The 19,272-nt window shown below is 48.7% G+C and carries 16 protein-coding genes; 9 read left to right on the forward strand and 7 right to left on the reverse strand.

All coding sequences use genetic code 11. The features are described from left to right. The first annotated feature begins 40 nt into the window (after nt 1–40). The 5 genes from HMPREF2958_RS09025 to HMPREF2958_RS09045 all read left to right on the forward strand — a co-directional run bounded on the left by HMPREF2958_RS09025 (nt 41) and on the right by HMPREF2958_RS09045 (nt 7,370). Nucleotides 41–934: a universal stress protein gene (locus tag HMPREF2958_RS09025; RefSeq protein WP_238382326.1), complete on the forward strand. Its 894-nt coding sequence runs from the start codon at nt 41–43 to the stop codon at nt 932–934. Nucleotides 935–990: 56 nt separating this feature from the next. After that, entirely contained in the window at nt 991–2,463 is a 1,473-nt protein-coding gene (locus tag HMPREF2958_RS09030; protein ID WP_070697766.1) for an NAD-dependent succinate-semialdehyde dehydrogenase, read from the forward strand. Between the two features lie 133 nt (nt 2,464–2,596). Next, nucleotides 2,597–4,024: a gamma-aminobutyraldehyde dehydrogenase gene (locus HMPREF2958_RS09035; RefSeq protein ID WP_070697768.1), complete on the forward strand. Its 1,428-nt coding sequence runs from the start codon at nt 2,597–2,599 to the stop codon at nt 4,022–4,024. A 147-nt stretch (nt 4,025–4,171) separates the two neighbouring features. Further along, entirely contained in the window at nt 4,172–5,542 is a 1,371-nt protein-coding gene (gabT, locus tag HMPREF2958_RS09040) for a 4-aminobutyrate--2-oxoglutarate transaminase (protein WP_070697769.1), read from the forward strand. 241 nt (nt 5,543–5,783) lie between these two features. Beyond that, on the forward strand, nt 5,784–7,370 hold the full coding sequence (locus HMPREF2958_RS09045; RefSeq protein WP_070697770.1) for an APC family permease: 1,587 nt from the start codon (nt 5,784–5,786) through the stop codon (nt 7,368–7,370). A 75-nt stretch (nt 7,371–7,445) separates the two neighbouring features. Here HMPREF2958_RS09045 and HMPREF2958_RS09050 read toward each other — a convergent pair whose 3' ends face one another. From HMPREF2958_RS09050 to trpD, 4 genes are all read right to left on the reverse strand, one after another. Next, nucleotides 7,446–7,784, reverse strand: a complete 339-nt coding sequence (locus HMPREF2958_RS09050) for an RNA polymerase-binding protein RbpA (protein WP_004004666.1) — start codon at nt 7,782–7,784, stop codon at nt 7,446–7,448. 166 nt (nt 7,785–7,950) lie between these two features. Continuing rightward, entirely contained in the window at nt 7,951–8,943 is a 993-nt protein-coding gene (locus tag HMPREF2958_RS09055) for an SPFH domain-containing protein (protein WP_070697771.1), read from the reverse strand. Between the two features lie 65 nt (nt 8,944–9,008). Then, nucleotides 9,009–9,494: an NfeD family protein gene (locus HMPREF2958_RS09060; protein WP_070523910.1), complete on the reverse strand. Its 486-nt coding sequence runs from the start codon at nt 9,492–9,494 to the stop codon at nt 9,009–9,011. A 312-nt stretch (nt 9,495–9,806) separates the two neighbouring features. After that, nucleotides 9,807–10,898 (reverse strand): anthranilate phosphoribosyltransferase, encoded by a 1,092-nt coding sequence (trpD, locus tag HMPREF2958_RS09065; protein WP_204873970.1) that lies wholly within the window; start codon nt 10,896–10,898, stop codon nt 9,807–9,809. A 232-nt stretch (nt 10,899–11,130) separates the two neighbouring features. Between trpD and HMPREF2958_RS09070 the strand changes: the two genes are divergently transcribed. The 4 genes from HMPREF2958_RS09070 to HMPREF2958_RS09085 all read left to right on the forward strand — a co-directional run bounded on the left by HMPREF2958_RS09070 (nt 11,131) and on the right by HMPREF2958_RS09085 (nt 15,444). Further along, nucleotides 11,131–11,769 carry an aa3-type cytochrome oxidase subunit III gene (locus HMPREF2958_RS09070; protein WP_004004662.1) on the forward strand — a complete coding sequence of 213 codons (639 nt, stop codon included), beginning with the start codon at nt 11,131–11,133 and terminating at the stop codon, nt 11,767–11,769. Between the two features lie 62 nt (nt 11,770–11,831). Continuing rightward, the gene (locus HMPREF2958_RS09075; RefSeq protein ID WP_070450227.1) at nt 11,832–12,626 is read left to right on the forward strand and encodes a cytochrome bc1 complex diheme cytochrome c subunit; all 795 of its coding nucleotides are present in this window, start codon (nt 11,832–11,834) and stop codon (nt 12,624–12,626) included. 43 nt (nt 12,627–12,669) lie between these two features. After that, a complete protein-coding gene (locus tag HMPREF2958_RS09080; RefSeq protein WP_070697772.1) occupies nt 12,670–13,776 on the forward strand; it encodes a cytochrome bc1 complex Rieske iron-sulfur subunit in 1,107 nt (368 codons plus the stop codon). A gap of 3 nt (nt 13,777–13,779) precedes the next feature. Beyond that, nucleotides 13,780–15,444: a cytochrome bc1 complex cytochrome b subunit gene (locus HMPREF2958_RS09085; RefSeq protein WP_004004659.1), complete on the forward strand. Its 1,665-nt coding sequence runs from the start codon at nt 13,780–13,782 to the stop codon at nt 15,442–15,444. Nucleotides 15,445–16,175: 731 nt separating this feature from the next. On the opposite strand, the gene HMPREF2958_RS09090 is transcribed toward HMPREF2958_RS09085, so the two are convergent. From HMPREF2958_RS09090 to coxB, 3 genes are read right to left on the reverse strand one after another with little or no spacing between them, the layout of a single operon-like run. Next, nucleotides 16,176–16,577: a cytochrome c oxidase subunit 4 gene (locus HMPREF2958_RS09090; protein WP_004004658.1), complete on the reverse strand. Its 402-nt coding sequence runs from the start codon at nt 16,575–16,577 to the stop codon at nt 16,176–16,178. A gap of 3 nt (nt 16,578–16,580) precedes the next feature. Next, on the reverse strand, nt 16,581–18,284 hold the full coding sequence (gene ctaD, locus HMPREF2958_RS09095; protein WP_004004657.1) for an aa3-type cytochrome oxidase subunit I: 1,704 nt from the start codon (nt 18,282–18,284) through the stop codon (nt 16,581–16,583). A gap of 15 nt (nt 18,285–18,299) precedes the next feature. Continuing rightward, on the reverse strand, nt 18,300–19,187 hold the full coding sequence (gene coxB, locus HMPREF2958_RS09100) for an aa3-type cytochrome oxidase subunit II (protein ID WP_013399060.1): 888 nt from the start codon (nt 19,185–19,187) through the stop codon (nt 18,300–18,302). Between the last annotated feature and the right edge of the window lie 85 nt (nt 19,188–19,272).

Raw genomic sequence — 19,272 nt, forward strand, 5'->3', positions numbered from 1 at the left:
GACATACCCAGTAAAGCTCCCCAAAATACGGATGGGAAACATGAAATACGTCGTAGGATATTCGCCTGATGCACGGGGCCGTTCAGCTCTCCAACTAGGAGTCGTACTAGCTCGCTCCCTAGGTGCAGAATTGGACGTAGTGTACGTCATTAAACCGCAAAGTCCTCGCCTTGCAGCGCCACGATCCAACTTCGAAGACTTACTCCAAAAGCAAGCCGTTCAATGGCTTGAAGAAGCACAACATTACGTGCCCGCCCAAGTAATCGCCCGCTTCCACCTGCGCCGCGCCGATTCCGCAGTCAGCGGTCTATTAGAGCTAGCTGACGCCATAGACGCCGGACTCATTATAGTGGGCGGCGGTAACACCGGAAATTGGCTTTGGCACTCACTAGGCGCGGTTGGGAACGCTCTTCTACACCGTTCACGCATTCCCGTCGCTCTAGCACCACGTAAATACAGCGCTTCACACACGATCAAACAGTTCGACTGCGCCGTATCCCCAGACATCGACTCCATAAACCTTGTCGAAGAAGCCATAGCCACCCAAAACCGAACAGGCATACCAGTACGCCTAGTCTCACTCTACGAAGAAGGAAAAGACCTAGACGATACAACCTATCGCAGCATCATCCAAGACCTCGTAGATCAATCCGCAGTCAAACCAATAAACCCGCAGCAGCTAAGCATCGCCGTAGGCGCAGGAACTACCATCGTAGAAGCGGTCGATTCTGTGCACTGGAATGAAGACTCCGTGCTAATGGCCGGATCCTCCAAACTAGCCCAACGCGGAGAACTCTTCCTAAGCTCAACAACCGCAAAAATCATGACCAAACTTCCTATTCCCCTCGTCGTAGTACCACGCGACTACCACCCTGGACGCAAAGGCTCCCAGCAGCAGCCGTGGACAGGCTCAATCCCCATCATCAAGCAATAGCACAGCTCCTCACGTGATATACACCGCCGTACTATCACCCCAAGGAAAGGAAAACAATGGAACAACATCTTCAAGAACTTATCAACAAAATACCCACTGGGCTACTCATCGGCGACACTTGGCGTGAAGGATCCGCAGGGGAGACGTTCGATGTCCTCAACCCAGCGACCGAAGAAAAGCTCACGACCTTAGCATCAGCAACACCTGAAGACGCCATAGCGGCCCTAGACGCAGCATGCCAGGTTCAAGACCAATGGGCACACACGCCGCCGCGTGAACGTGCAGAAATACTACGACGGGCATACGACCTCATCACCGATCGCTCCGAAGAGTTCGCCACCCTCATGACCCTCGAAATGGGAAAACCTCTCGTAGAATCACGAGGAGAAGTAGTCTACGGAGCCGAATTCTTACGATGGTTCTCCGAAGAAACCGTACGCGACTACGGACGCTACCAGCCCACGCCCGAAGGTAAAAACCAAATACTGGTAAAGCATAAACCCGTAGGACCATGCCTACTCATCACCCCATGGAACTTCCCACTAGCTATGGCAACACGCAAAGCCGGAGCTGCAATAGCAGCAGGATGCACAATGATTCTCAAACCTGCACGGCTCACACCCCTAACCGCACAATACTTCGCACAAACCATGCTCGATGCGGGGCTACCAGCAGGAGTACTCAACGTAGTTGCATCAGCAACTGCATCAGCCGTCTCAGATCCTCTCCTTGCAGACTCACGCCTGCGCAAACTCTCATTCACCGGCTCCACCCCCGTTGGCAAAGCCCTTCTAAAATCAGCAGCGCAAAATGTCCTACGCACCTCCATGGAGCTCGGCGGAAACGCCCCCTTCATCGTCTTCGAAGACGCAAATATCGACGAAGCCATTGAAGGCGCCATGGGAGCAAAAATGCGCAACATGGGCGAAGCCTGCACCGCCGCAAACCGATTCCTAGTCCACGAATCCCGTGCCGAAGAATTTTCCACCAAATTAGCGACGAAAATCGCAAATCTCAAAACCGGCAACGGTCTAAACCCGGACACCACCTGTGGCCCCCTCATAGAACAAAAAGCAGTAGATTCCATCCACGAACTTGTACAAGACGCTCTCGACCGAGGCGCCCAAGCTCTGGTCGGCGGTTATCCCCAAGACGGTCCCGGATACTTCTACCAACCCACAGTCCTCATCAACGTTCCTCACGATGCACGCGTCATCCAAGAAGAAATCTTTGGACCCGTAGCACCCATCATCACCTTTTCTACCGAAGAAGAAGCAATCCAACTCGCCAACAACACAGAATACGGACTAGCATCCTACGTCTACACAACAGATACATCCCGCGCTCTGCGAACACTAGACCGCCTAGAAGTCGGCATGACAGGCCTCAACATCGGCATCATGTCAAACGCTGCAGCCCCATTCGGAGGCGTTAAACATTCCGGACTAGGACGGGAAGGAGCCGCCGAAGGCATCGCCGAATACACCTACACACAATACATCGGCATCAAAGACCCATACGCCAGCTAAACCACCCAAAAACCATCCAAGATACGCACAACACAACAATTTCTCGAAGGGTTCGTTTTACCTTCCCACAAGGAAAAACGAGCACACACAAACTTACAAACCTACGTAAGTCCAAACCCCAAAGGAGAACGTTATGAAGCGCTTGAAGAATTTCATCAACGGCAAGTTCGTCGATTCCACCTCTGATGAGGTACTCGACATCGTATACCCCGTAACCGGCGAAGTCATAGCACAAGCACCAGTATCCACCGACGACGACGTCAACACCGCTATGCATGCGGCTCAAGACGCATTCAAAACGTGGAAACATACGACACCTTCAGATCGCCAGCTATTTCTCCTCAAGCTCGCAGATGCGCTCGAAGAAAACGTCGACGTACTCGTTGAAGCACAACACCGCAACACCGGACAGCCCCGAGAACTCATCCGTGACGAAGAAGTCCTCGTCGGCGCCAACCAGCTACGTTTCTTCGCAGGGGCAGCACGCACCCTAGAAGGAAAAGCAGCAACCGAATACATGGAAGGACACACCTCATACGTACGACGCGAACCCATCGGCGTCGTCGCCCAAGTAACCCCCTGGAACTATCCCCTCATGATGGCATTATGGAAGTTGGGACCCGCGCTCGCTGCCGGGAATACTGTAGTTCTCAAGCCATCTGACACCACACCAGAATCCACCCTCGAGTTGGCAAGGCTTATAGGGGAAATATACCCCGCAGGTGTTGTCAACGTTGTGCTGGGAACCGGTAAAACTGGTGAAGCTATGGTAGGGCACCCGGCCCCTGCCATGGTTTCTATTACCGGATCAGTACGCGCAGGTCAGGCAGTTGCTACCGGCGCTGCAGCTGGTCTGAAACGTTCTCATTTGGAGCTTGGCGGTAAAGCGCCAGCAGTTGTTTTTGCAGACGCGGATTTGCCTCGTACTGCGCGCATGCTCGCAGACTTCGGTTATTTCAATGCTGGCCAGGACTGTACAGCAGTCACTCGCGTACTCGTTCAAGACAGCGTTTACGACAAGTTCCGAGATCTGCTGGTATCTGCAGCAAAAGATACAGCTACTGGGCACGAAGACGATTCAAAGAACTTCTACGGTCCGTTGAACAACATCAACCACTTTAAGACCGTCATGAATAAGCTCAACAGCCTCCCTGAACATGTCACAGTTGAAACTGGCGGCAAACAGTGCGGCACTCGTGGCTTTTTTGTGGAGCCTACAGTGCTGAGCGGAGTCAATCAAGACGATTCCGTTGTCCAAGAAGAGACCTTCGGACCAGTTCTTACGCTCCAAAAATTTACTACAGAGGCAGAAGCCGTTGAGCTTGCTAACGATGTAAATTATGCGTTGGCGTCATCAGTTTGGACGTCAAATCATGGTACTGCTATGCGAGTTTCTCGCGATCTTGATTTCGGAGCGGTTTGGATTAATACGCACGTACTTCTGACTGCTGAAATGCCCCATGGTGGATTCAAATACTCGGGTTATGGTAAGGATCTTTCCATGTACTCCGTTGAAGAATACACACGCGTTAAGCACGTCATGAGTGATTTGAGCGCATAAAGAACAGCTTCTCCAGGCTCATTCGGCAATTCGGCAAAAAAGAGTCCTGCATCATCACACATTAGAGAAGAGCTTGTGGAGCAGTACAGCTCTGTTGTCTAGGTGCTGTACCGTCTCTTCACAATTCACATATTATCCATGTAGCTTATGCTACGTTTTCCTTTGAAAGGTAGTCTCATGGTAGAGATGTATCGTCTTCCTCAAGAGATAAAACTTATTGGCGAGTTTCCCGGCCCCTCATCACGTGCTCTTGCACATCGTCGCTCACAAGCTGTTCCTGCATCTGTCGCTTCGGGGCTCCCAGTTTACGCGGCTGATGCAGACGGTGGCGTCATTATTGATGTTGATGGTAACTCGTTGGCTGATTTGGGAGCGGGTATCGCAGTCACAACTGTTGGTGCATCAGCTCCCAAGGTGGTACAAGCAGTTCAAGAATCGGTCACGCACTTCACCCATACATGTTTTATGGTTACTCCTTATGAGGGGTATATAGCAGTTTCTGAAAAACTAAACGAGCTAATACCGGGACGCTTTGAGAAACGCTCAGTACTTTTCAACTCTGGTGCGGAGGCAGTTGAAAATGCTGTAAAAATTGCTCGTGCAGCTACCGGTCGCAATGCCGTAGTTGTTTTTGATCATGCCTACCATGGGCGAACCAATTTAACAATGGCGTTGACTGCAAAAGTAGCACCATATAAGAAAGGCTTCGGTCCTTTTGCTCCTGAAATCTATCGTGCTCCTATGAGCTACCCTTACCGGGACGATCAGAGCATGGATGGTAAAGAGGCAGCTCAACGCACCATCAACATGATTGAGAAGCAAATTGGTTCAGAATATGTAGCCGCAATTCTCATCGAGCCTATCCAGGGTGAAGGGGGGTTCATTGTTCCCGCCGATGGCTTCTTGCCAACGCTGGTTGCATGGGCACGTGAAAAAGGCATCGTCTTTATCGCTGATGAAGTACAAACTGGTTTCTGCCGCACTGGCAAATGGTTTGCGAGTGAGTACGAGGGGATTGAACCCGATTTGGTCACCACCGCTAAGGGTATTGCTGGTGGTATGCCGCTTTCAGCTGTCACCGGCCGAGCAGAGCTTTTTGATAAAGTTCAACCAGGAGGATTAGGCGGAACATACGGTGGTAATCCTGTATCCTGTGCGGCTGCTCTTGCGGCTATTGAAACTATGCAGGATCTTGATTTGAACGCACGAGCTCTGCATATTGAGAAACTGGTGACAGCAGCGTTAGCCCCGCTTGTTGATGAACTAGACATTGTAGGGGATTTCCGCGGACGCGGTGCTATGCTCGCACTGGAGTTCGTAGCAGACTCTATCTCTAAAGCCCCGCATCCCACGGCGGCCAAGGATATCGCTGCTTACTGTCAGCAACGAGGAGTACTTATTCTTACTTGTGGTACTTACGGCAACATTATTCGTCTGCTTCCTCCGCTTACTATCAGTGACGAGCTCCTAAAACAGTCAATGAATATTCTTATCGAAGGTATTCGAAGCGTTTCATAATTTTTTGGAGGCTTACAGGGCCCCGGTCATACCTCATATAACGATCGGGGCTCTTGTCACAGCTAATCCTATTCCACACATGCGCCAGTTATTTACCTATAGCTATTATGCGCACACCTTGTAGACAAAAATTCAGGTGATTTTACTACTGTTCTGGATCAATTAGACTAAATCGCATATTGAGCAGGTCGCTATAAGCACACACCGTCTGGCGACGACACTCCGATAGAGGGAGAGCACCTTGTCTCAGAATAATCAACCCCACAAGTTACATAAAGGTCAGAGTCTAGCCAAAGATTCTGCATCAAATAACCCCCACGGCGCTATTGATACAAGCGCCGCTAACAAAAAGGGATTATCTTCCGGATCTGTATCTCTTTTTGGCTCCATTATTATTGGTATCTCTGTGGTAGCACCCGCATACTCATTATCGGGGGCCCTGGGTCCTGTAGGAGCTGTAGCGGGGGAGCACATGCCCGCGATCTTTCTCATTGGGTTTATCCCTATGCTATTGGTAGCTATTGGCTACCGAGAGCTTAACGCTGCTATGCCGGATGCGGGAACAACATTCACTTGGACAACCAAAGCATTCGGTCCGTGGGTTGGTTGGCTCGGAGGCTGGGCACTATTAGCAGCTACCATCTTGGTTCTCTCAAACCTCGCAGGTATAGCTGTAGATTTCTTTTACCTGGCTTTGTCTCAGGTTTTTTCTAACCCAGATCTAGCGACGCTTTCAAGTAATACCTTTATCAATATCGGCACATTCTTAGCCTTGATGGGTTTCGGGTGTTACATCACATACCGCGGGCTGGATGCGACTCAGAAGATCCAAACTGTTTTCATTATTTTCCAGCTTGTCGTACTCGCTATTTTTGCGGGTGTCGCTCTCTATAAAGCGGTCACAAATACTGGGTTTGCTAACCTTGCTCCAACTCTTGAATGGTTTAACCCCTTCGGAATCGAGTCATTCTCAGCTTTCTCTTCCGGTATATCTCTTGTCTTTTTCATATATTGGGGTTGGGACGCTGTCCTCACTATGAATGAAGAAACAGAAGGCGAGCATACAACTAGCGGTCACGCAGCTGTTGGCACTATCTTCACAGTAGTTCTACTGTACTTGTTAATTTCTGTGGGGACTTTGGCATTTGCGGGTACGTCCTCAGAAGGTCTGGGTCTAGGAAACTCTGATAACCAGGAGAATATTTTTGCTGTTCTTTCGGGACCTGTACTAGGTTCTCTCGGAATTATTATGTCTTTCGCAGTTCTTATTTCGGCCTTAGCCTCTTTACAATCCACGGCAGTTTCACCAGCTCGAACATTGCTAGCCATGGGATATTACAAGGCACTCGGGCCTAAGTTTGCGAGTATTAGCCCAAAGTACCAATCACCTAGTTATGCGACCATCGCTTCCTGTCTGATTGCTACCTTGTTCTACGTTCTTATGCGTTTTATTTCAGCCTCTGTGCTTTGGGATACCATCTCCGCTTTGAGTTTGATGGTCTGTTTATACTACGGTGTGACGGCATTTGCTTGTGTATGGTATTTTCGAAAGGTGGCCTTCTCATCAGGCTTTAAATCATTTGTGAATAAGTTTTTGTTTCCCCTTTTGGGAGGCATTATGCTTCTTGTTTTCTTCATTCAGACGACCTATGATTCCATGGATCCCCATCATGGCTCGGGGTCTGAAATTGGGGGAGTCGGGCTAGTTTTCTGCTTAAGTGTCGCGATTCTTCTCTTAGGAATTTGCGTTATGGTGTATCAACGTTACCTCCGTCCTGCCTTCTTCAAAGGCGAGGTCCCGATGGAGGTAGAGCATATGATTGACTAGTTATTTCTCATGTGCACAAGAAGGGGAGAGGAGCCTCTAAAAGGGTTCCTCTCCCTTATGCATTATGAATGTATCCTACAGTGCATAATGAGAACGGTAGTATTCCAACCGATCTTCTAGAGTCTTCTCTAACTCTTCAACGCTACGTCGTTCCATCAGCATGTCCCAGTGTGTACGAGCTGGCTTATCATCGTCATTCTGGGCGTCACTCTCGCCGTTGACAAGATATGCTTCTTTGCCAGTTTTAGCAACCCAGACCTGTGGAATTTCAGCTTCAGCAGCAAAGGTCACAAATACGCGGTCACCATCAGTGGTTCGGTACTCTACACGTTGACGGGGTGCAGGCTGTACATTGGACTCGGTTTCCATAGATTGAGTTCCAAGACGCATACCACGCAGGCTACGATCGCTCACAATTCCTCCAGACTCCAGAAAGGGTTTCCGCAGATACTCAGCGGCTGCATAACGTTGGGCGGGGGAGAGCTATTCCCTCGAACGTCTAAAACATCCATTATATCGAGAATATTCTCCGCCGCCCAACTATTAGAGACAGTTATTCGCGAAGTCAAGCTAAACTATCTTAACTATTGAAGCCATATCCTTGAGATGGGGCCTCAAAAGTATCAGGCTTTGTATACGCTGCTTTTGTCGATCCATCGTTTATGTCCGATACCGGCAAATTGCCGAATGCGTTGCCAAGACCTCGCAAAGCATCGCCAAGTTCTGTGGGGATAAACCAGAGTTTATTAGCTTGGCCGTCAGCGAGTTTGGGCAAGGTTTGCAGGTACTGATAAGTGAGTAGCTGCTGGCTCGGGTTAGATTGATGGATGGCTTCGAATACCTTATGAACAGCTTCAGCTTCACCGTCAGCTCGAAGGATTGCAGATTGAGCGTCACCTTCAGCTCGAAGAATTTGAGCCTGTTTTTCAGCTTCCGCGCGAAGGATAGCAGCCCTAGATTCACCTTCAGCCGTCAGAATATCTGACTGCTTCTGACCTTCGGCCGTCAGAATGGCAGCACGACGATCACGCTCTGCACGCATCTGCTTCTCCATTGAGTCCTGGATAGAGTGTGGAGGCTGAATTTCTTTAATATCGACACGAGATACTCGTAGTCCCCAACGGCCGGTTGTAGCATCAAGAACTCCGCGCAATTCCGCGTTGATTTGATCGCGAGAGGTCAAGGTCTGCTCAAGGTTTAGACCACCGACTACGTTACGGAGGGTCGCACTGGTGAGCTCGTCAACAGCACGAATATAGTTCGTAATTTCATAGGTTGCGTCCTTGGGGCTTGTTACCTGAAAGTAAACAACGGTATCGATCCCAACCACAAGGTTATCTTCGGTAATCACGGACTGCGAGGGGAACGAGACAACCTGCTCACGGACATCAATTAGAGGTAGCACGCGGTCAATAATCGGTACCACCATATGTAAACCGGGTTCTAGCACGGTTCGGAACTTACCAAGACGCTCAACGATTCCTGCTCGACCTTGAGGAATCACCCGGATGGTTTTAGCCAACAAGATAAGAACAAAAATGAAGAGAATCACAAGAAGAATAATTGGGACCATATCTTCATTACCTACTTTCTTTTTCGGTGATTAATAACAAAATTTAGGGGCGTATATGGAACATTTTATTCAGCTTCAGGGGTAATAGCTGATCCTTCTGGCAAAGTTGATACATGCGGGTACACAAACGCTGTAGCGCCGTTAATAGTTTCGACCTGGGCGTAGGAACCGGAGGGGATAGGAGCTCCTGAAGTACGTGCTGTCCAAATTTCGCCTTCAAGACGCACTAAACCAGATTCAGCAGTGACATCCTCTGTCACAAGAACAGTTTTACCCCTAAGGGCTTTGGCATTTGTAACGGTATTTCCGGCAGAGCGATTGAGGCGTTTCAGAAGAGGCGGACGTAGAATAAGCACAAAAAGGATGCACAAAACCGCGAAAACTATTCCTCGAGCGAAGAAATGTTCGATCAATGGTGAAATAGCCGATGTGATGAGGGCAGATAGGGAAAGCATCAAGAAAAAGAGATCTAGAGACAGCATCTCAATTATCGCAAAGAGCAAAGCTAGCATCAGCCAAAATGTCCATGGGCTGTCAAAGAGCCAATCCATATTTTCCTCCTCATCGTAGGCACAATAATCCAACGCAATAGAGCGCCCAAGCTATACAAACATTATTCCATGAGGTGCATCACCAATCAAAGAGTTTACTCACACAAACTCACAACACTACAAATAGCCGATAATATACATTATGTAAAGTAGAGTCAGAAAACCACAGCCGCTCAATCTTCCATGTAATTGAACCGGATTAGCTTCCAGTGCGCCCTTGTAAAGACGGTTTCACCCCAGCAGCTTCTTTCTCCTCAATGTCCAGTAAAGCTGCAGATACACCAAACTCTTCTATTTACATGAATAGGCGCTTTACGGACTCGGCGTTTCTACCACCAGGTGGCTAAACTCTACCCAGGCGTTCAAAACTTGAGCTGCTGCCCCAGTATCAATAGATTGGCGTGCATCCGCCAAGGCTTCTGTGTACCGTTCCTCAAAACTCCTGCCGTCGTTTTTTCGGTAAGCTATCAGACCGGCCGCCGCATTAATAAGAACTGCATTACGAATTGCATGCAACGAGTCTTTTGCCGACTCGCCCTCCCCAGCTAATACTGCGCGAAACACACTGGCGTTATACTCAGCATCTCCCCCTCGCAGGCTATCTAATGAAGAACGCTCAATTCCATAGCCTTCGGGATTAAAGACATACTTCTGAAGAGTACCCCCACTTGCTTCCCAGATCTGGGAAGTTGTAGCAATTGTCAATTCATCAAGCCCATCATCCCCCCGGAATACAAGAGCATGGTCACCTCGATTCGCGAAAACCCAAGCCATCTTTTCTACCATCTGCGGATTAGCTACCCCAATTGCAGATGATGACACTCGCGCAGGGTTTGTCATGGGTCCTAGGTAGTTAAAAGCCGTTGGTATACCTAACATTTTTCGAGTCGGCCCTACGAACCGCATGGAGGGATGAAAAGTCATTGCAAATAGAAAGGTGATTCCTACTTGCCGAGCGCACGCGGCAACAGACTTAATCGGCATATCTAGCTGAATACCTAGCGCCTCCAAGACATCTGCCGACCCTGATTTAGAGGTTGACGCCCGGTTACCATGTTTAACAACTGTCGCACCTGTACCAGCAATAACCAAGGCTGCCATGGTGGATATATTGACGGTATTCTGCTGATCTCCGCCAGTGCCTACAATATCAACCGCGTGTACATCAAGATCAATAGTTTCAGCTTTTGCAAGCATTCCTCGCGCAAGGGCACCTAACTCTTCAGAGGTCTCCCCCTTCATGTGGAGCGATGTCAGGAAGGAAGCGAGTATAGGTTCAGGCGTTGAACCAGTCATAATTTCATCCATAGCCCAATCCACATGACGAGAACCGAGATCCTGCCCAGAGATGAGCTGATTCAAAATGTATTTCCAGGTTAATGACTCATGTGCAGTTATATCCATACTCCCGATTTTAACCTTCCTGCAGGATTCATCTGCTGCCAGCGCATAGGGTGCCACAGCTTTGAGGCTTCTCTCCCCCACGAACTTACCAAAACATTACACATAGAGCGTGTCGCACAAATCTCGTAAAAACCGCTAGTTTACAGGGAACTCTAAGGATTTTCCCAACACATCGCAAGATTTAAGAGGTTATGTATTCGCTCTTCGCAAGTTTTAGCGACATAATGTCTATGTGACAACTGTAACCAATAACCCCAGCAGGCCGGCACATCCGGCTCTTAACCGACCCAACACGGTCGCCATTGGTACCGTCGTGTGGTTGGCATCAGAGCTGATGTTCTTTGCCGGGCTTTTTGCTATGTACTTCACCCTTAAGGCATCACGTCCTGACATTTGGGCTGATAATGTACATATCCTTAACGTTCCCTTCGCTTTTATCAACACAATCGTTCTTGTGCTGAGTTCTGTGACATGCCAGATGGGCGTATTTGCCGCAGAACAGCTCAAACCACGCCGCTCCGGTTCTTTGCTGAATATTAAGGCATGGGGTATGGCTGAATGGTTTGTGTTGACTTTCATCATGGGCGCAATCTTCGTCTGTGGCCAGGCTTATGAGTACGCAACCTTGGTTTCAGAAGGCGTAACCATTGCATCTAGCGCTTACGGATCCGCTTTCTACATCACAACAGGGTTCCATGCGTTACACGTGACAGCTGGTCTAGTAGCTTTCCTCCTGATCATTGGTCGCGCATTTGTCGCTAAGCGATTTGGTCATTACGAAGCCACTAGTGCAATCGTTGTCTCGTACTACTGGCACTTTGTAGATGTCGTGTGGCTCGCTCTATTTGCCGTGGTGTACTTCGTCAAATAACAGTCCAACACTCTCGCCCCGTCCGTATCCATTTTTACTAGCACACACAAGGAACAAAAGACGTGAAGGCACTTTCACAGAAGCGGCGTCACCCGCTTGCAGCTATTGTGTTGCTTGCTTTGGCCCTCATCCTTACTGGTGGTCTCTACACAGTTGCCACTGCCACCAATCAGGCCAAGGCCGAGTCAAGCCATGCATACACTCAAGATGATGTAAACGCTGGTCAAAAACTCTTCCAAGCCAACTGTGCAACCTGCCATGGAATGAACGCTGAAGGCACCGCTGATGGTCCTTCGCTCATCGGTGTTGGTGCAGCTGCAGTTGATTTTCAGGTTGGTACCGGCCGCATGCCTATGCAGATGCAGGGTACACAGGCTCAAGTCAAACCTGGTCAGTTCAACGAGGAACAGACGAAGCAGCTCTCTGCATATGTTGCTTCGTTGGGCGCCGGTCCTGCAATACCTGAAGCAGAGAATCTAGATACCACCAAAGGCGATGCCGCAAATGGTGCCCGTGTCTTCCTAGCCAACTGCGCAATGTGTCATAACGCGGCTGGTGCGGGTGGTGCTCTTACCCGAGGGAAGTTTGCTCCTTCTCTCATGGGTGTTAGCGAACAACATATCTATGAAGCCATGGAAACTGGACCTCAAAATATGCCTGTTTTCAACGACGCAAACCTTACCCCGCAAGAGAAGCGTGATGTGATCACCTATTTGAAAGCACAGGAAAAAAACGTTTCCCCTGGTGGTCTTAAGCTAGGCTCTCTAGGTCCTGTCGCTGAAGGTCTGTTGATTTGGAGTGTCGGTCTAGGGATCGTGCTTATCTTTGTTATTTGGCTGACCTCTCGCTCAGCATAAATACGCACATACTATTCGTATCGGAAAAGATTTGAGGCAACACATGGGAAACCATCGTGACGGTCAAGACGCTCAGAGCGTTACCGTAGTTACCTCTTCAGAGGATTCAAAGGAGCAGTTTCAGAATCCTGGGCTGCCTCCACATCGTCCACGTCTGACAGATGTGGATTCGAAGCGTGCTAAAGGTGCTGAGCGCCAAGTTATTCTACTCTTTGTACTATCAATGCTCGGCTCTTTGTTATTCTGGGTCGCGTATTTCGGTATATCAGTTGAAGGTAACTTCTTTGATGTAAATAATACGGAGCCTACCAGTAGACTGCAGCTGCAGAACCTCTTGCTTGGTTTAGGTATAGCATTCGCTATGTTCGGCATTGGTATTGGAGTTGTCCATTGGGCACGTACGCTTATGCCTGACCATGAACTCGTTGAGGAGCGGCACGATTTGCGTCCTGAAGAGGATCGCGCCGAGGCAGAAGAAATCATCGAAACTATTATTGATGAGTCAGGTATTAAACGCCGTCCTCTCCTGCGCAATACTCTCATTGGCTCAGTTATTCTGGCTCCGTTAACTTTTATTACGTTTCTGCGCGATCTGGGGCCGAATGATCCTGCCGTTCTTAAACACACGATGTGGGATCAGGGTGTCCGTCTTGTACGCGACCCTTCTGGGACTCCGATTAAAGCTTCTGACGTTACGATCGGATCCGCTTATCACGTTCTGCCGGAGACCATCACGTCCCTCAGCCATGAAAATGGCTATCTAGAGGAAAAAGCTAAAGCAGTTGTCTTGTTGATGCGTCTTGACCCCAATGAGATGAAGATTTCGGAAGAACGCAAAAACTGGCACGTTGACGGTATAGTCGCTTATTCGAAGGTCTGTACACACGTTGGATGTCCCATCGCGCTGTACGAGCAGCGAACGCATCATCTGCTGTGCCCGTGCCATCAGTCTACTTTTGATGCGGCAGATGAATGCAAGGTTGTATTCGGTCCTGCAGGTCACGCACTCCCACAGTTGCCGATTACAGTCGATGATAATGGTTATCTTGTGGCTCAGAGCGACTTCCATGAGCCAGTTGGTCCCGCGTATTGGGAACGCGGTCAGCACGTCGAAGAAATGCGTGCAGAGCGTGAGAAGGAGGCGAAATAAGTAATGTCTACAACAACTGGCTACGAGTACAAACCTAAAAGCAACGCTGGGCGTATCGCGAATTTTGTTGATACGCGTGTTGGCATGTCTGGGGTTGTTAAAGAATTTGGCCGAAAAATCTTTCCAGATCACTGGTCCTTTATGTTCGGTGAGGTGGCTCTATACAGCTTTGTAGTGCTCCTTATTTCAGGAACTTTTTTAACATTCTGGTTTAACCCATCAACCGCTGCAGTTACCTATGACGGTTCATATGTACCCATGAAGGGTACAGAAATGTCTGTTGCGTTTGCGTCTACTTTAGATATCTCTTTTGATATTCGCGGGGGCCTGTTGATCCGTCAGATTCACCACTGGGCGGCTCTCATGTTTATGTTGGCCATCTGTATCCACATGCTCCGTGTCTTCTTTACAGGGGCTTTCCGCCGTCCACGTGAGCTGAACTGGGTTGTAGGTTGCGTCCTCTTTGTCACGGGCATTATGGCGGGCTTTACTGGGTACTCCCTCCCCGATGATGTGCTCTCTGGTAACGGTTTGCGAATTGTCGATGGCATTATGGTCGCAATTCCGCTTGTAGGTACATACCTCTCGCTTTTCTTCTTCGGAGGCGAGTTCCCAGGTGAACACATTATTAGCCGCCTATACAGCCTGCATATCATGATCATTCCGGCAGTTCTGTTGTTGTGCGTTGGACTGCATATGTTCATGGTTGTCCTGCATAAACACACCCAATATCCAGGGCCAGGTCGTACCAACAATAACGTTGTTGGTTTTCCTGTAGGCCCGGTTTATGCTGCAAAAGCAGGCGGTTTCTTCTTCATAGTTTTCGGTATCATCGCTTTCTTAGCTTCCACCTTCACTATTAACGCAATATGGAACTATGGCCCCTACGATCCATCTCCAGTTCAAGCAGGTACTCAGCCTGACTGGTACGTAGGCTTTGGTGACGGTGCATTACGTCTATGGCCTGGTGTTTGGCCATGGTCATGGGAATGGCAATTCGGTGGAACATGGGTTCTGAATGTCCTACTGCCTTTTGCACTCGCAGGTGTCTTGATGGGATTCTTATTCACGTGGCCTTGGATCGAACGTTGGGTCACCAAAGATAATCGGGTTCATAATATTCTTGATCGCCCGCGTAACGCTCCATTCCGTACAGGCGCCGGTGTTGCAGGTATCATCTACTACTCAGTTTTGATGATCGCAGCATCTTCTGATTTGATCGCAACGCATTTCCACGTCTCGCTAAATGATGTAGCTTATGTATTGCGTGCGCTCTTCTTCCTTGGACCCATCCTTGGTTTCGAGATTACCCGAAGGATTTGCCTCTCCTTACAGCGTAAAGATCGTGAGCTAGTGCTTCATGGCATCGAAACTGGTCAAGTGGTGCAACTCCCCCATGGTGAGTTTATTGAGGTGCACAAGCCTCTTGACGAGTATCGTCGGTACAAGCTAGTTAGTTTCGATTCACCAGATGTAATACCTGCACGCCCCAATGCTAAGGGGAAGGTTACAATGCTTGAGAAAGCACGAGGCACCTTATCGAAGTTGTTCTTTACTGATCGCGTTCTTCCTGTAACTCCTACTGAGCTAGAAGAAGCTCATCATGAACATAATGAAGCTCAAAGGATTGAGGGCGCCTCCTCTGATAGCCCCGAGATTAAGGGCTAAAGTTACAACTTCATAAGTTTACTTGAGGGTTGGTTCCACAAAACTGTGGGACCAACCCTCAACGTTTGTATCGTATGTATCTCTTCCAGCAATGTTGCTGCTGACCCAATATCATATCCATCTTCTAAGGCCAGGAGTCCAGACTTTCTCATGAAAAATTCTCATAAGCAGCATGGCCCTATTCCTGAAACTAAGAATTATAGCTTACTTATCAGCGATCGCTATATACCTGATGCCATAATGGAATAACTTCATGCGTACTAAGCACATACCCCGTCACAAACTATCATGCCGCTGGCTCTTAGAGGCAGGAAGGAGCCTCGCGGATTAACAGATAAAAGTAGCAACAACCTAGGTTTGAGGTTGAGACTCCAGAATTCTTGCAGAGAGAGCACTTCTGCGAGCATATTAATGCCGTCTTTTCTTTCGAGCCGAGCGTACTGATAAGCGAAGCTGCCTCTGCAAAAACTATTATCGTGCGATGGGCACGATTATATGGGCGGTTACTCTCCCAAGATTCATCCGATCAATATTGGTGCGTCTCTGCTGCTTTGATGATCCCCAGATAAGCTGCCAATACAGACAATTAATCCAACTAGCTTTTTCTTACCTCCCCTTTTTAGTACATATCTGGGGCAGATAGAACTTTATTCGAGAATCTCTGGAATATAGAAAAGGTGGGGTTACATCATCCATATGGATGATGTAACCCCACCTTTTACTGTATATGATTAGTGCGCGTGATCACCGCGGTTGTATTCATATACCCACCCGATAACGGCGACTGCTACGATAGGCAACGCAAGAATTAGTACCCACCAGGCAATCGCTGCCCCAAGAACAACAATCATGCACGTTAAACCGATCATAAACGGCCACCAAGACCATGGTGAGTAGAACCCATACTCACCAGCACTCTCAGCGATTTCACCCGTGTAGTTATCCATGGGCTGGCTTCCTAGCTTCTTATCAGTAAACATGAGGAAGAAAGCCAAGAAGAAGCACATAAGCGCCGTCACGAGGAGCGCGGGAAACCCGGCCCACTCATCAAAATTGGTCATAAACCCATAAATAATTCCAACAGGAATAAAGAATATACCAAGGTACAGGAAGACCTTCCCGAGAACTTTCACGGTTTACTCTCCCTTCTGTGCTGCAAGAGCTGCAGCGGCAACATCATGATTCGTTGAAAGCTCGGGATGATGTAGGTCTAGAGCCGGGCGTTCGGAACGGATACGAGGCAATGCAGTAAAGTTGTGGCGGGGCGGAGGACAAGAAGTTGCCCATTCGAGAGATCCACCGAATCCCCAGGGATCGTCTACCTCGACTTTCGGAGCATACCGAGCAGTAATGTAAACATTCCAGAACCAGGGAATCATTGAAACGGCAAGAATCATGGATCCAACAGTTGAGAACTGGTTCATCCAGGTGAAACCGTCCTCGGGCAGATAGTCAGCGTATCGACGAGGCATCCCATCAACGCCAACCCAGTGCTGAATCAAGAAGGTCGCGTGGAACCCGAAGAATACCAGCCAGAAGTGAATCTTACCGATCCGTTCGTTGAGCATCTTGCCAGTGAATTTTGGCCACCAGAAGTAGAATGCACCAAACATACCAAACACAATGGTTCCAAAAATCACGTAGTGGAAGTGTGCAACCACGAAGTAAGTATCCGAGATATGGAAGTCTAGAGGCGGAGTAGCCAAGATAATACCCGTCAGACCTCCAAAGAGGAAGGTTACTAAGAATCCATAGATCCACAATAACGGAGTTTCAAACGTAATGGACCCCTGCCACATAGTCCCAATCCAGTTGAAAAACTTCACGCCGGTTGGAACACCAATCATCATGGTCATGAACGAAAAGAACGGAAGCATAATCGCTCCAGTTACGTACATATGGTGCGCCCACACAGTTACAGACAGGCCCGCAATAGCAATAGTCGCTGTAACAAGACCTTTGTAACCAAAAATGGGTTTACGTGAGAATACAGGGATAATCTCCGAAGTCACGCCGAAGAAAGGTAGCGCAAGCACATACACCTCAGGGTGCCCGAAGAACCAGAACAAGTGCTGCCAGAGTACCGCTCCCCCATTTTCCGGATCAAAAATATGTCCTCCGAATCGGCGATCCATACCTAGAGCAAACAAAGCGGATGCCAGAGGCGGGAAGATCATAATAATCAAGATTGAAGTAATCAGAGTTGCCCACGTAAACACAGACATACGCCACATAGTCATGCCAGGGGCGCGCATTGCCACAATTGTAGTAATGAAGTTAACCGCACCCATAATTGTGCCGAATCCCTGCAAAGCAAGACCAAAGACCCATAAATCACCACCGACAGACGGACTATAAGTAGTGCTATTTAGTGGGACGTATGCAAACCAGCCGAAAGAGGCTGCACCTTGCGGGGTAATAAAACCTGCAATCGCTACTAGCGACCCAAAAAGGAAGAACCAAAAAGCCAATGCGTTTAAGCGCGGGAATGCCACATCGGGAGCACCAATTTGGAGCGGGATAAGCACGTTCGCCAAACCGGTGAACAAAGGGGTGCCGAACATGAGGAGCATAAGGGTACCGTGCATCGTAAAAAGCTGGTTAAATTGCTCTTTCGTCTGCAGGATCTGCATACCGGGCTCAAAAAGCTCGATACGCATCAGCAGAGCCATAGTTCCGCCCATACAGAAGAAAATGAAGGCAGAGATCAGGTACATGTACCCAATAGTTTTGTGGTCCGTGGAAGTAATCCAATTGACAAAGATGCGTCCCTTGGACTTAGGAACCACGCGCGGCGCAACAGCCGTTGCACTCTCAGTTGAATATTCGAGGGTAGTCACGTCTATTTCACCCCTTTATTGGTTAGCGGGACGCGGAGTCGCGTTCTGGTTGGGATTACGGTTGTATTCGTCCCCAGCGATACCCTGATTCTCGGGATTTTGCTTAAGGGAATTGATGTAGTTGTCGTAGTCTTCCTGTGAGACCACCTTGACATTAAACAACATCTCAGAGTGGTACTCACCGCAAAGTTCAGCGCATTTACCCTTATAATCACCAATTTCTTTGGTAGTGATATGAATATGGTTCGTCATACCAGGGATCGTATCCCGTTTCTCCAGGAAAGCCGGAACCCAGAACGAATGGATCACATCACGCGATTTGAGGACTACATCAACATTTGAGTTAACGGGCAAATAAAGCGTTGGAAGTTCTGCTTCTTTACCTGGTGAGCCATCAAGGTGAGCTTGTACACCAGTTACATGCACATTTTCATCTGTGTAGTTGAAATCCCAGGCCCATTGTTTGCCATATACTTCAACAGTGACCTGTCGATCGGCACCCGTTTTAGGACCAGTTACTTGACGCTCGACTCGGTCTGAAAACGTAAACATACTGACGATCAAAACGACTGGAACGAAAGTATAAAAAATTTCCAGAGGCAGGTGATAACTGAGCTGACGAGGATAGCCACTTTCGTTCTTACGCCTACGGTAGGCAATGATGCACCATAGCATCAAGCCCCAAGTAATAAGACCGACAACAAGAGCTGCACTCCAAGTACCTACCCAGAGATGCATGAGGTTCTCGGCATTATCAGTAGCCGGATGCCCAGCTTTTGTGGGTAACCAGCCTACAGCTGCCCTATCCATTGAACAACCAGTCATCAGCAGCGTCGCTGTAGTCCCGAGGCCAACAAGACTTGCACGCTTACGACGACTGCCGGTTCGATATTGCGAACTCACAGACGGCCCTTCCTGTTCTTGCAGTGTGTGCTAGTGCTCAGGTCTACAGGTAAACCTGAGGCAATTATAAAAAACTTATCCCTTA

This window comes from Rothia sp. HMSC036D11 (assembly GCF_001814205.1).
In the GTDB taxonomy this organism is placed as follows: Bacteria; Actinomycetota; Actinomycetes; order Actinomycetales; family Micrococcaceae; genus Rothia; species Rothia dentocariosa.